We start from the raw sequence: 13,332 nt of genomic DNA on the forward strand, positions 1-13,332 counted from the left end.
GCCGCTGGCCGGCAATTGCGGGAAGCCGGCCAGCGGCCGGCTCTACCAGGATCCACGCCATGCGTGGATGGGGTCAGAGTCCTTGCCTGCAGCAAGGGATCCGACCCCAAAGCCATCGGCCTCATCCCACCTGGCATGGCCGGCACAGGGGGTAGTGCCGGCCGCTGGCCGGCAGTTGCGGGAAGCCGGCCAGCGGCCGGCTCTACCAGGAGATCCACGCCATGCGTGGATGGGGCTGAATCCTTGCCTGCAGCAAGGGATCCGACCCCAAAGCCATCGGCCTCATCCCGCCTGGCATGGCCGGCACAGGGGGTAGTGCCGGCCGCTGGCCGGCAATTGCGGGAAGCCGGCCAGCGGCCGGCTCTACCAGGAGATCCACGCCATGCGTGGATGGGGTCTCACCCCACCCGGCGCAGGAATTCCTCGGCGTCCATCGGTCGGCCCAGGTGGTAACCCTGCAATTGATCACACCCCAGTTCGCTCAGGTACTCGCGCTGTGCCTGCGTCTCCACGCCCTCTGCCACCACCTGCAGCTGCAGGGTGCGCCCCAGCGCGATGATCGACGAGACGATGGCGGCATCCTCTTCATTGCATTCCAGATCGTGCACGAACGCGCGGTCGATCTTCAGTTCGGTGGCGGGCATGCGCTTCAGGTAGAGCAGGCTGGAATAGCCCGTGCCGAAGTCGTCGATGGCAATGTGCACGCCCATCGCGGTCAGGTCGTTGAGAATCGCCAGGCTGGCGTCCACGTCCTTCATCGCCGTGGTCTCGGTGATCTCCAGGGTCAGGCACGCCGGCTCGATGCGGTGCCGTTGCAGCACCTCGCGCACACTGTCCAGCAGCGCCGGCGAGGCGAACTGCAACGGTGACAGGTTCACCGCCATCGACCATTCGGAATGTCCGGCATCGTGCCACGCGCGCAGCTGTGCACAGGCACGGTCCAGTACCCAGTCACCGATCGGCAGGATCAGACCGCTGCGTTCGGCGATGGGAATGAACACATCCGGCGCCAGCAGGCCCAGCTCGGGATGCTGCCAGCGCAGCAGCGCTTCGGCGCCGGTGGCCGGTGCGCCGGCGGCAGGGAACTTGGGCTGGTAGTGCAGCACCAGCTCGTCGCGGGCGATGGCCTTGCGCAGGTCCTGCAGCAGGCGCAGCTGGCGGTTGGCACTGAGCTGCATCGAGGGGGTGAAGAACGTATAGCCGTTCCGGCCGGTCTCCTTGGTGTGGTACATCGCTGCATCGGCGTGTGCCATCAGCTCGCGCTCGTTGCCGGCATCAGCCGGATACAGGGCGATGCCCAGGCTGGCGCTGACCTGCAGCTCGGCTGCATCCAGCAGGAACGGTTCGCCCGCCGCCGCGATGATCCGCTCGGCGACCACCACTGCATCGTCGGGAACATCGATGGCCAGCACGATCACGAACTCGTCGCCGCCGAGGCGGGCGAAGGTGTCCTGTGGCCGCAGCAGGCCGCCGATACGCTGCGCCACCGCCACCAGCAGGCGATCTCCCAGCTGGTGTCCGTACGCATCATTGACCGCCTTGAAGCCGTCCAGGTCGCAGAACATCACCGCCACCGCCTGGTTGCGCCGCCGCGCCTTCTCGATGGCCTGCTCGATGCGGTCCTGCAGCAGCATGCGGTTGGGCAGCTGGGTCAGCGGGTCGTGCAGGGCGGCCTGGATCAGCCTGTCGTTGGCGTGTGCCAGTGAATCGGCCAGCAGCCCGGTGCGCACGCGCATCTGCCGGTCGAACAGCGAGGCCACCAGGGCGATGCCCAGGGTCGCCACCGTGGTGACGATCACCAGCACCGCCAGCCAACGCGTGTCGATGCCGCCGCTGCCGACCGCGCCGCAGATGCTGCCCTCCGGGAAGCGCGCCGCGGCCATGCCGGTGTAGTGCATGCCGACGATGGCCAGGCCCATCACCAGTGAGGCGAGCAGGCGCAGGCGCGTGGTGTTGCGCTGCTCGGCACGCAGGCGGAAGGCAATCCACAGCGCCGCACCGGCGGCGCCGATGGCAACCGCGATGGAGGCAGCGAACCAGCCCGGGTGATAGTCGATGCCCGGCTGCATGCGCATCGCGGCCATGCCCAGGTAGTGCATGGTGGCAATGCCCAAGCCCATCAGCACGGCGCCGGCCAACAGACGTCGCCAGGGCAGGCTGGACCGCGACACCAGCCACAGCGCATAGGCCGAGGCGCCGATCGACACGGCCAGCGAGTACAGGGTGATGCCGAGGTCGTAGCCGACCGGAATCGGCAGGTCGAAGGCCAGCATGCCGATGAAATGCATCGACCAGATACCCAGGCCCATCGCCGCCGCGCCGCCGGCCAGCCACCAGCGGGCCACGCGGCCCTCGGCGGTGGCCAGGCGGCCGGCCATGTCCAGCGCCGTGTACGAAGCAAGAATGGCCACCAGCAGGGAGATGGCGACCAGGCTCTGACTGTAACTGCCAGTCATGTTGAATCCAGAGGGGGAGGGAGGGGGGCGCCCGCAAGGCGCACGCCCGCGACAGCTATCGGCGCGGGCAGGCGGGACTTGAGCGGTCGCAGCACCTGCGACCCGGCTCGGCTATCCTGCCACGCCTGTTCCCGTTGCTGGAAATCATCCGATGGCCAAAGCCCGCACCGCCTACGTCTGCAATGAATGCGGCGCCGAATTCAGCAAGTGGCAGGGCCAGTGCACCGAGTGCAACGCCTGGAACTCGCTGTCGGAAATCGTGCTGGAGAGCGCGGCGGCGGCCAAAGCGCCGGCGTCGCGCCGGGCGGGTTGGGCGGGCAAGATCGATCCGCCGAAGATCACCGCGCTGAAGGACGTGGAGCAGACCGAGCACCGCCGGGTCAGCACCGGCATCGGCGAGTTCGACCGCGTGCTCGGCGGTGGCCTGGTCGAGGGCGCGGTGGTGCTGGTCGGCGGTGACCCGGGCATCGGCAAGTCGACCCTGCTGCTGCAGGCAGTGGCGAAGATGGCGGCCGAACTGCCGGTGCTGTACGTCACCGGCGAGGAGTCGCTGGCACAGGTGGCCGGTCGTGCGCACCGGCTGGAACTGCCACTGGATGGGGTCAACGCGCTGGCCGAGACTGGCGTCGAGTCGATCCTGCAGCATGCCTCCAGGGCGGGCCCGCGGCTGATCGTGGCCGATTCGGTGCAGACCCTGTGGACCGAGAGCCTGACCGCCGCGCCGGGTTCGGTCAGCCAGGTGCGCGAGAGCGCAGCGCGGCTGGTGCGTTTCGCCAAGGAGACCGGCACCGCCGTGTTCCTGGTCGGCCACGTGACCAAGGAGGGCGGCATCGCCGGCCCGCGCGTGCTCGAACACATGGTCGATGCGGTGCTGTACTTCGAAGGCGAGAGCGGCAGCCGCTTCCGTTTGCTGCGCGCGTTCAAGAACCGCTTCGGTGCGGTCAACGAACTGGGCGTGTTCGCGATGGGGGACAAGGGCCTGAAGGAAGTCTCCAATCCATCGGCCATCTTCCTGTCCGGCGGCAGCACCCATCAGCCGGGCAGCTGCGTGATGGTCACCCGCGAGGGCACGAGGCCCCTGCTGGTGGAGGTGCAGGCACTGGTCGATGCATCGCCGCTGTCGAACCCGCGCCGTGTCGCGGTCGGCCTGGAGCAGAACCGCCTGGCCATGTTGCTGGCCGTGCTGCACCGTCACGGCGGCGTGCTGGTCGGCGACCAGGACGTGTTCGTCAATGTGGTCGGGGGTATCCGCGTACAGGAGACCGCGGCCGACCTGCCGGTGCTGCTGGCGGTGCTGTCCTCGCTGCAGGACCGGCCGCTGGCGGAAAAGACGATTGCCTTTGGCGAGGTTGGCCTGTCCGGCGAGATCCGCCCGGTGCCCAACGGCGAGGACCGCCTGCGCGAGGCGGCCACCCATGGTTTCAAGCGCGCCATCGTGCCCAAGGCCAACGCGCCCAAGGGCGGTTCGGTGAAGGGCATGGAAGTGATCGCGGTGGAGCGCCTGTCCGAGGCTATCGACGCGGCGTGATGCGCGCGGCCCTGCCTCTACAAACGTCGTATACGGCAACGGTCAGCCTGCCTGTGCTAGTTTTTCCCGCTCGACGAAGGCGCCCTCTGGCGTCTTTCCGTGCCCAGGAGTAAACGATTACATGCAGGACACCACGCTCACCGCCCCCAACGCCGAAATCCGTCGCGCAGGGGTCGATCTCAATGGACTGATGACGGTGCTGGGCAAGCACCTGTATTCCACCCCGGTGGTGGCGCTGCGTGAGCTGGTGCAGAACGCGCATGACTCGATCATCCGTCGCCGCATCGAGCAGCCCGGCATCGAAGTGCCGTCGCGCATCTCGGTGCAGGTCGATGCCGCTGCCGGCGTGCTGCGCATCACCGATACCGGTGCCGGCCTGACCCGCCAGGAAATCCATGACTACCTGGCTACCGTGGGCGTCGGCTACACCCGGGGCCTGCGCCAGGGCGGGGAGGACGATGAAGGCCTGATCGGCATGTTCGGCCTCGGGTTCCTGTCGGCCTTCGTGCTGGCGCGCAGGGTCAGCGTGCGTACCACCTCGTACCAGACGCCGGAACTGGGTCATCTGTACGTGTCCAGCAATGCCGAGCAGTACACCGTCAGTGAAGTGCCGGCACGTGCGGTCGGTACCGAAGTGGAACTGGAGTTGCATCCGGACTTCCTGCCGCTGGCCAACGAGGCGCGCCTGCACGAGGTGCTGGGCCGCTATTGCGCGCTGCTGTCCGAGCCGATCTTCATCGGTGCTGCGGCCGAGGCGCTCAACCCCGAGCCGCCGCCGTGGCGCAGCCAGGGTGACGTCGTCGTGCATCCGGTACAGGCGCGTCGCCAGGCGCTGCAGTTCGCTGCGCGCTTCGAGCACGATTTCGAGCCGATCGTCACCGTGCCACTGCGCGCGGATGGCGACAGCGATGCCACCGGCCTGTTGTGGGTCCAGGACGGCGCTACCTACGGCACCAGTGACAACCGCAATCTTTCGGTGTTCGTGCGCGGCATGCTGCTGGATGACGATGCGCGCGACCTGCTGCCGCCGTGGGCCGGTTTCATCGGCGGGGTGATCGAATCCTCGCGGCTGACGCCCACCGCCAGCCGCGAAGACCTGCAGCGCGATGACCAGTACCGGGCCGTGCAGCACGCGCTGCTGGAGGCGCTGATTGATGGCCTGGCCGACGTCGCACGGCAGCAGCCGGAAGCCTGGCGACGCGTTCTCACGCGCCATAATGAGGCCTTGCTGGGCGCGGCGCTGTGCGATGACCGCCTGTTCGACCTGCTGTTGGAGCACGTGCGCGTGCCGACTTCGCAGGGCGACCTGCCGGCCAGTGCGCTGCCGGCGCGTGGTGCCGTGCATGTGATTCTCGACAATGGCGGTGGCTTCGAGGAGATGCTGTTCCGCGCGATGGGGGTACCGGTCGCGCATGGCCACCGCTATGCAGTCGTGCCGTTCCTGCGTCGCTGGGCCCAGGCCAAGGGCCTGCGCCTGGTTGAACTGGGGACCGAGCAGGGTAACCGTGCACTGTTCCGAAGCGATGACAGCCTCGACGAGGCGCAACTGGCATGGCTGCGCGAGCAGCTGGGCGACGGCGAACAGTTGCTGCCGGCACGCTTCAGCCCCGAGTCGCTGCCGGTGGTGGTGGTGCCCGACCGCGAAGCCGAGCTGAAGCAGCGCCTGGAAGACGACGAGAACGACAAGCGCGTGTCGATGGCCGCGCTGCGCCTGGCCCGGCAGTTCACCGCACGCATCGAGTCGCGCGCGCCGTCGCGGCTGTATCTCAATCTCGACAACCCGGCAGTGCAGGCGCTGCTGCGCGCCCAGCGCGAGGGGCATCCACAGGCCGAAGCCGCAGCCCGTCTGCTGCGCTCACTGAAGATCATCGTCGCCGCGCAGGGCCGCCCGCTGGCACACGCGAACGCTACGCCCGGCCCGGATCTCAACGGCGCCTTTACCGATATTGCCGGTGCCCTGCAGCAGATGCTGCGCTGAGCACCGTACCTTCTCATCCAGCCTTCGCTAGACAGGAGCACTTACCCCATGGACATCTGGAACTGGGTCGAAAAACTGCAGGGTGACCTGCGCCAGGCCGGCCAGGCGCAGAACGCGCACCTGCTGAACCGTCTCGCCGACGAGGTGAGTGAACTGCAGATCGACCGCGTCGATGCATTGCTGCCCGAAGCGCGTGCGCTGGGCAAGGCACTGGACAACCCGTGGGTCGACGTCTATGTCGGCCACTGGGCGCTGCGCAACCGCGTCGGCAACCGCGTCGAAGGCGAGAGCGCGCTGGGCGAAGCGGTGGCGCTGTTCGAACGTGCGCACCGTGATGACACGCTGGAATGCCCGCAGTCGATCTGCGTGACCCAGGATCTGGCTGCCTGCTATGGCAACATCGATGGCCCGGGCTGGGTGCCCGAGCGCATCGAAGTCTGCGATGAAACACTGGGTCGCATCGATCCGAGCTGGGCCTGTTTCCAGTGCCTGAGCTGCGAGAAGGCCGATGCGCTGCTCGATGATGGTCGTGGCCAGGCGGCGCTGGATTACCTGCAGGCGCAGGCCGATGCCGTGGAGGCCTGTGGCAAGGAAGTGTTCGACAGCTTCCCGGAGATGCAGATCAAGATCCTGCTGGGAATGGGCCGTGCCGATGAGGCACTGGCGCTGATCGAAAAGCGGGAGGCCGAAGTTGCTGCGTCCGGAGAGTACGAACCGGCCAACTGCACGGTGCCGCGCCGCCTGTCCAAGGCCTGGGCGCTGGCCCAGCTGGGCCGCGACGAAGAGGCGCTGCAGCAGCTGGTGCCGTGGAGCGAGCTGACTCCGAACTACTGGCGCCTGTGGGCCAACACCGCCGCCGCGCTCTGCCAGCGGGATCCTGCGCGCAACACCTGGGATCTGGGCACGCGCTTCAACACGATCATCGAGCACTTTGCCCGGGTCGGATCGCATCGCCTGCTGATCGAAGTGGCAGCGCTGAGCCTGGAGCTGGCGCTGCAGCGTGGCGCGCGCTGGGTGGCACTGCGGCAGCTGGAACTGGCCCGCACCCATCTGGCGCAGCTGCGCCAGGATCGTGGTGCTGCGGCGCTGGTGGCCGGCCTGGCCGCGCGCATCGACGCGTTGCCGGATGTCGCACCGCTGCCGGTGCCGGCGGGCGAGCTGCTGGCATGGCTGGACGCGCAGGGCGAACAGAACCAGTCGCGCGATCCCGAGCGCGAAGCGCAGTGGTTGCTGCAGGCGCATGCCGAGCTGCCCGATGACGAGGCGCTGGCCGAGATGGCGGCCAGCGCACTCAATGCCTGCGGCGCGCAGCCCGAGGCGCGCGCGCTGCTGTGGCGGTTCGTACGCGGCCATGCGCAGTACGATGGTCCCGCGGCCTACACGCTGATGCGCTGGCTGGCCGAGCAGGGCGACGACGATGGCCTGCGCCAGCTGGCCGATCTCTACCGTGGCAGCGTGCCGGTGTTCGCGCACTGGTGCGAGGTGCAGCGTGCACGCCGCGTGTCCGACTGGCCGGCGCTGGAGCAGGCGGCCCGATCCCTGCTGGAGCTGTCTCCGGGCTCGCACGGCGCGCGCGGCACGCTGGCGCGCATGTACATGGAAACCGGCCGCTTCAGCGAAGCACAGGCCTGCTATGCGCAGCTGGTTGAATTGCTGGAAGAGCCGAATGCCGCGCATTGGGACCACATGAGTGCCGCCAGCGCGGCGCGGGATTGGGACGCCGTGCGTCGCTCGGCGAAGGCGATCGGCATGGAGCTGTCCAGCCAGGAAGGCGTGGTCGAAGAGCCGTGGGGCTGGGTGATCATCCGCAGCGAAGAGAACGGTGAGCCGATGGAGTACTACGCCCGTCGCAGCGGGCCGGTGACCGCGCGCATCGTCGAGAACGCGCCGTCCAACCGCGCCCAGCAGGTGGGCGACTGGGTGGTGTTCGATGCCGCGCTGGTGCATCCGGCACCCGAGGAGGAGGAAGCACGCGAGCATTTCATCCCGACCTATGCGCAGGTGCATGTGCTGGAACGCGGCGGCTTCGCCCGCAGCTGGATGATCGATGGCGCGCACCCGGGCGAAGAGGCCTGGAACGTCTTCGTCGAGGCGGCCGAAGCACAGGGTTGGAAGGTGTGGTCGCACAGCCGCCCGGACTACACCGTCACCGACCCCGATGTGGAAGACGGCACGCTGCCCGGCCTGCTGTTCACCGTGGCCCAGCCGCAGGACCATGCACCGCTGGCGCTGCACCGCTTCCTCCAGCAGCAGACCGCGACGTGGCCGCATCCGCATTGCTGGCTGCGCCTGGCCGAAGCCTGCGACCAGGATCGCCAGCCGCACCTGGACGTGATCGAGCGTTACGGGTTGTAAGCCGGGTATCGGGTAGTGCCGGCCGCTGGCCGGCAGCACCGGGATATCCTGTAGTGCCGGTCAGCTGCCGGCACTACCTCAAGGAGAAATACATGCGAAATACAGGGATGTTCGTGATCGCCGGGCTGCTGCTGGCCCCCACCGTGCAGGCTGCTCCCGCCTGCCGGGAGCCTGCGGCTGTGGCCCGCGCCTTCTACGAGGCGACGACCGGCAACGGTGATCTGCTGGATCCGCCGGCCGCGCTGGTCAGCGCGGCCTTCGGCAAGGCGCTGCGTGATGAGCGTGCCTGCCAGCAGCGCGAGGAGGGCATCTGTACGATCGATTCCGATCCGTGGCTGGATGCGCAGGATGGCGACATCGACAGCCCCGTGCGTTACAGCTGGAAAGAGGCCTCGGCGACCACTGGCCAGGTAGAAATGCGCTATTTGGTCTGGAAAAAGGCCTACGTGACCCGGTTGCCGATGGTGCGCCAGGGCCAGGGCTGCTGGCAGGTCGATGACATCCTCACCAACAGCGGCCGTTCGGTGCGGAAGATCCTGGCGCAGCCGGTGCCCTGACCGGCGGCAGCATCCACGCAGGGTGCGGTCCAGTTGCCGGCCAGCGGCCGGCACTACCAGGTGATGTTGGGTGGGGGCCGACCGTTGGTCGGCACACTTCTATCACGTATGCCCGAACACCAGTTCGATCACGAACTGGCTGCCGAAGAACGCTAGCAGCAGCAACAGCATTGCCGCCAGCGTCCAGTGCACCGCCTTCATGCCGCGCCAGCCGTAGCGGCGGCGGCCGACCAGCAGCACGCCGAACACGACCCACGACAGCACGCTCAGCACAGTCTTGTGCACCAGCTTCTGTGCCAGCAGGTCATCGACGAACAGCACACCGGTGACCAGGGTCAGGGTCAGCAGCGCGAAGCCGACGGTGATCACCCGGAACAGCAGTGATTCCAGGTCGGCCAGCGGCGGCAGCGCCCGCAGCCACGGCCGGAACTCGCGGCGACGCAGTGCGCGTTCCTGCAGCCACAGCATGATTGCCAGCAGCGCGGCGATGCTCAGCGTGGCGTAGGCCAGCAGCGCCAGCCAGGCGTGGCTGGCCAGGCGCCAGCCCAGCACTTTGCTCGGTTCGTGGCCGTAGCCGTGGTAGGCCAGTAGCAGCACGGCAGCCAGCGGGAACACCACCACGCCCAGCGCCGACATCCGCCCGCGTGCGCCGACCAGCGAGGTCAGCCAGGCCATGCCCAGGCCGACCAGCGACAGCGCGGCGAAGAAGTGCATGTCCGGCCCGCCGTTGGCGCGCATCGCCACCATCACGTGGTAGCCGCCGTGCAGCAGCATCGCCGGCAGGGCGGGCCACAGCCAGGCGGGGGAGCCGGTGCTTTCATCGCGGCCAAGCGCACGCACCAGCAGGGCGCTGGCGGCCAGGTAGAGCAGGGCGGCGATGAGAACGATTAACATCGTTGCAGTTTCGCATACCCCTGCGGTGGTGGCGACGGCCCCGTGGTCGCAGCCCGGGGAGGGGAGCGGACCCGTTATACTGTCTGCCTTATTGTCCCCCGCTTTCAGACAGGTTGCGCCGCATGTTCGAGTCCCTGACCCAGCGCCTTTCCGGCACCATCGAGCGCCTGCGTGGCCGTGGCCGCCTGACCGAGGAGAACATCCGCGAGGCGACCCGCGAAGTGCGCATCGCGCTGCTCGAAGCCGACGTTGCGCTGCCGGTGGTGCAGGCCCTGATCGAGCGCATCAAGGTACGAGCGGTCGGCCAGGAAGTGCTGAAGTCGCTGACCCCGGGCCAGGCGCTGATCAAGGTCGTGCGCGACGAGCTGACCGCGGTGATGGGCGCCGAAGCCAGCGACTTGAACCTCAATGTGCCCGCGCCGGCCATCATCCTGATGGCGGGCCTGCAGGGCGCCGGCAAGACCACCACGGTGGGCAAGCTGGCCAAGCACCTGAAGGAAAAGCGCAAGAAGAAGGTGATGGTGGTTTCGGCCGACGTCTACCGTCCGGCCGCGATCGAACAGCTGAAGACCCTGGCCGAGCAGGTCGGCGTGCTGTTCTTCCCGTCCAGCGCCGACCAGAAGCCGGAAGCCATCGTCCGTGCCGCCATCGACGACGCGCGCAAGTCGTTCGTCGACGTGCTGCTGGTCGATACCGCCGGCCGCCTGGCCATCGACGAAGCGATGATGGCCGAGATCAAGGCCCTGCACGCTGCGGTGAACCCGGCCGAAACCCTGTTCGTGGTCGACGCCATGACCGGCCAGGACGCGGCCAACACCGCCAAGGCCTTCGGCGACGCCCTGCCGCTGACCGGCGTGGTGCTGACCAAGACCGACGGTGACGCCCGTGGCGGTGCCGCACTGAGCGTGCGCTACATCACCGGCAAGCCGATCAAGTTCGTCGGTGTCAGCGAAAAGCCGGAAGGCCTGGACGTGTTCCACCCGGACCGTATCGCCAGCCGCATCCTCGACATGGGCGACGTGCTGTCGCTGGTCGAGCAGGTAGAGCAGCAGGTCGACAAGGACAAGGCGGCCAAGCTGGCCGAGAAGGTCGCCAAGGGCAAGAAGTTCGACCTGAACGACATGCGTGACCAGCTCGAGCAGATGCAGAACATGGGCGGCATCGGCGGCCTGATGGACAAGCTGCCGGGCCTGGGCAACATCCCCGACCATCTGAAGCAGCAGGTCAGCCAGGGCAAGGAAGTGCCGCGCATGATCGCCATCATCAGCTCGATGACCAAGAAGGAACGGCGCAACCCGAACCTGCTGAACGGCTCGCGCCGCGCGCGCATCGCCAAGGGCTCGGGCGTGACGCCGGCTGACGTCAACAAGCTGATGAAGCAGTACATGCAGATGGAAAAGATGATGAGCAAGATGGCCGGCGGCGGCATGAAGGGCATGCTGCGCAGCATGAAGGGCATGATGGGCGCCATGGGCGGCCGCGGCATGCCGTTCCGTTGATGCAGCGACGGGGCCGGCGCGCATTGCGACGCGGCCCGGTCACAATGACTGGCGTATGCTGGATGGCGACTTCTCCAACAGGTATGTCGCGTGAATGCATCGCCGATTCTTGAACGCGCCGACACCTTCTGTCGGCGTTTTTCATTGCAGCTTCCGATCCTGCTGGCACCGATGGCCGGTGCCTGCCCGGTGCCGCTGTCGGCCGCGCTGGCCAATGCCGGCAGCATGGGCGCGATGGGCGCGGTGTTGTCCTCTTCGGCCGATATCGGTCGCTGGATGGACGATTTCCGCGCCGCTTCGACCGGCCCGGCGCAGGTGAACCTGTGGGTGCCGGATCCGGTGCCGACCCGTGACGTTGCCGCCGAGGTTGCCAGCCGCGCCTTCCTGGCGCAGTGGGGCCCGGACGTGCCGGCCAGCGCCGCCGATGCCACGCCCGCCGACTTCGAAGAACAGTTCGCCGCACTGCTGGCCGCACGCCCGGCGGTGGCCTCGACCATCATGGGTGTGTTGCTGCCGCGCCACGTGCAGCAGTTGAAGGATGCCGGCATTGCCTGGATCGCCTGCGCGACCACCTTGTCCGAAGCGCGTGCAGCACAGGACGCCGGTGCCGATGCGGTGGTGGCGCAGGGCATGGAAGCGGGCGGCCATCGCGGTGCGTTCGATCCGGCGATGGCCGAGCGCCAGCTGGTCGGCCTGTTCGCGCTGCTGCCGCGCCTGGCCGATCACCTGCAGATCCCGGTGATTGCCGCCGGCGGTATCGCCGATGGCCGCGGTATCGCCGCCGCGCTCACGTTGGGGGCCAGCGCGGTGCAGATCGGCACCGCGTTCCTGCGCACGCCCGAAGCAGCGATCGCCTCGGCATGGGCCGATGGGCTGGCCGCCAGCGAACCGGAAGACACCTGGCCGACGCGCGCCTTCAGCGGCCGCCTGGGCCGCGGCCTGGCGACCGCCTATGTGCGCGCCGCTGCCGCAGAAGGCGCCCCGGCGCCACGCCCGTACCCGGTGCAGCGCGGGCTGACCGCGCCGATGCGCAAGCAGGCCGCGCAGGAAAACCGCCTGGCGGCGATGCAGGCCTGGGCCGGGCAGTCGGCGTGGATGGCGCCGGCACAGCCGGCCGCCGACGTGCTGCGCGGCATGTGGAGCCAGGCGCAGGCGCTGCTGCGATGACGGTGACCTGCAACGGCCTGCCGGCACAGGTCGAGGATCTGCTGCCGGCGCTGGTCAACTACGGCCATTTCACCTCGCTGCAGGTGCGCGACCACGCGGTGCAGGGACTGGACCTGCATCTGGCGCGGCTGTCACAGGCCACGCGTGCACTGTTCGGCAGCGAGCTGGATACGGTGCAGGTACAGACCTGGATGGCACAGGCCCTGCAGCAGGCCGGCCTGGCCGATGCCTCGCTGCGGGTGACGGTGTACTCGCGCCGGTTCGATTTCCGCAACCCGCTGGCGGCGGTGCCGGTGGACGTGCTGGTGGCAGTATCAGCGCCGGTGGCCCTGATCGCGCCCAAGCGCGTGCGCAGCGTGGTCTGGCAGCGCGAAATGCCGCAGATCAAGCACGTGGGCACGTTTGGCCTGTTCGCCGAGCGCCGCGCGGCGATGGCCGAAGGATTCGACGATGTGCTGTTCGTGACCGCTGATGGCGATGTGAGTGAAGGAAGCACCTGGAACCTGGCCGTGCACGATGGTGAACGGCTGCTCTGGCCGCAGGCGCCGGCCCTGCGCGGTACGGCCGAAGCGCTGCTGAAGCGGCATTGGCCCGATGCGCAGTTGACGCGGCCGTTGGCGCTGGCTGAACTGGGCAGTGTGAAGGCCGCTTTTGCCTGCAACGCCAGCGGCCTGTGGGCGCTGGAGGCCATCGACGGGCAACTCCTGCCAAGCTCGCAGGCGCTGGCTGAACAGGGCAGGGCGGTGCTGGCGGCGGTGGCTTGGCAGGGGCTGGGGTCAGATCCCTTTTGCGCCGCAAAAGGAATCTGACCCCAAGCGGCCCCCCGGGGTTGGCTCGGCCAGACTCTACCGCTATAATCGCCCGCTTACCTCGCCATCCTGGCGACTGGGCAATAGGA

At 68.2% G+C, this 13,332-nt stretch carries 9 protein-coding genes; 7 read left to right on the forward strand and 2 right to left on the reverse strand.

The genetic code is table 11. From position 1 onward, the window contains the following. Positions 1 to 398 precede the first annotated feature (398 nt). Positions 399 to 2,456, reverse strand: a complete 2,058-nt coding sequence (locus tag AC5P99_RS05870) for a putative bifunctional diguanylate cyclase/phosphodiesterase (RefSeq protein WP_005412645.1) — start codon at positions 2,454 to 2,456, stop codon at positions 399 to 401. Positions 2,457 to 2,607: 151 nt separating this feature from the next. Here AC5P99_RS05870 and radA point away from each other — a divergent pair, with 151 nt between their 5' ends. The 4 genes from radA (at position 2,608) to AC5P99_RS05890 (ending at position 8,874) form a co-directional block, all read left to right on the forward strand. Further along, positions 2,608 to 3,984 (forward strand): DNA repair protein RadA, encoded by a 1,377-nt coding sequence (radA, locus tag AC5P99_RS05875; protein WP_005408586.1) that lies wholly within the window; start codon positions 2,608 to 2,610, stop codon positions 3,982 to 3,984. A 121-nt stretch (positions 3,985 to 4,105) separates the two neighbouring features. Beyond that, on the forward strand, positions 4,106 to 5,962 hold the full coding sequence (locus AC5P99_RS05880) for an ATP-binding protein (protein WP_164222408.1): 1,857 nt from the start codon (positions 4,106 to 4,108) through the stop codon (positions 5,960 to 5,962). Between the two features lie 48 nt (positions 5,963 to 6,010). After that, positions 6,011 to 8,317: a tetratricopeptide repeat protein gene (locus tag AC5P99_RS05885; RefSeq protein WP_088436064.1), complete on the forward strand. Its 2,307-nt coding sequence runs from the start codon at positions 6,011 to 6,013 to the stop codon at positions 8,315 to 8,317. 92 nt (positions 8,318 to 8,409) lie between these two features. Next, positions 8,410 to 8,874: a YqhG/Tai3 family protein gene (locus AC5P99_RS05890; RefSeq protein ID WP_088431002.1), complete on the forward strand. Its 465-nt coding sequence runs from the start codon at positions 8,410 to 8,412 to the stop codon at positions 8,872 to 8,874. Positions 8,875 to 8,976: 102 nt separating this feature from the next. Here the strand turns inward: AC5P99_RS05890 and AC5P99_RS05895 are convergent, their stop codons facing one another. After that, positions 8,977 to 9,768, reverse strand: coding sequence for a cytochrome C assembly family protein (locus AC5P99_RS05895; RefSeq protein ID WP_495212977.1), 792 nt, complete (start codon positions 9,766 to 9,768; stop codon positions 8,977 to 8,979). A 122-nt stretch (positions 9,769 to 9,890) separates the two neighbouring features. On the opposite strand from AC5P99_RS05895, the gene ffh reads away from it, so the two are divergent. The 3 genes from ffh to AC5P99_RS05910 all read left to right on the forward strand — a co-directional run bounded on the left by ffh (position 9,891) and on the right by AC5P99_RS05910 (position 13,243). Further along, complete coding sequence (gene ffh, locus AC5P99_RS05900) at positions 9,891 to 11,267, forward strand: signal recognition particle protein (protein ID WP_005408591.1); 1,377 nt, start codon at positions 9,891 to 9,893, stop codon at positions 11,265 to 11,267. A 90-nt stretch (positions 11,268 to 11,357) separates the two neighbouring features. Then, positions 11,358 to 12,434 (forward strand): NAD(P)H-dependent flavin oxidoreductase, encoded by a 1,077-nt coding sequence (locus AC5P99_RS05905; protein ID WP_495212978.1) that lies wholly within the window; start codon positions 11,358 to 11,360, stop codon positions 12,432 to 12,434. Beyond that, a complete protein-coding gene (locus tag AC5P99_RS05910; RefSeq protein WP_049451938.1) occupies positions 12,431 to 13,243 on the forward strand; it encodes an aminotransferase class IV family protein in 813 nt (270 codons plus the stop codon). The genes AC5P99_RS05905 and AC5P99_RS05910 overlap by 4 nt, the downstream gene beginning before the upstream one ends. Positions 13,244 to 13,332: the final 89 nt, after the last annotated feature.

Source organism: Stenotrophomonas sp. YJH_SMC_80, assembly GCF_059372495.1.

Excerpts from the sequence above, each read along its gene's own strand:
- AC5P99_RS05910 (WP_049451938.1), top strand. The coding sequence starts at position 12,431 with ATGACGGTGACCTGCAACGGCCTGCCGGCACAGGTCGAGGATCTGCTG.
- ffh (WP_005408591.1), top strand. The coding sequence starts at position 9,891 with ATGTTCGAGTCCCTGACCCAGCGCCTTTCCGGCACCATCGAGCGCCTG.
- AC5P99_RS05870 (WP_005412645.1), bottom strand. The coding sequence starts at position 2,456 with ATGACTGGCAGTTACAGTCAGAGCCTGGTCGCCATCTCCCTGCTGGTG.
- AC5P99_RS05890 (WP_088431002.1), top strand. The coding sequence starts at position 8,410 with ATGCGAAATACAGGGATGTTCGTGATCGCCGGGCTGCTGCTGGCCCCC.
- radA (WP_005408586.1), top strand. The coding sequence starts at position 2,608 with ATGGCCAAAGCCCGCACCGCCTACGTCTGCAATGAATGCGGCGCCGAA.
- AC5P99_RS05895 (WP_495212977.1), bottom strand. The coding sequence starts at position 9,768 with ATGTTAATCGTTCTCATCGCCGCCCTGCTCTACCTGGCCGCCAGCGCC.
- AC5P99_RS05880 (WP_164222408.1), top strand. The coding sequence starts at position 4,106 with ATGCAGGACACCACGCTCACCGCCCCCAACGCCGAAATCCGTCGCGCA.
- AC5P99_RS05885 (WP_088436064.1), top strand. The coding sequence starts at position 6,011 with ATGGACATCTGGAACTGGGTCGAAAAACTGCAGGGTGACCTGCGCCAG.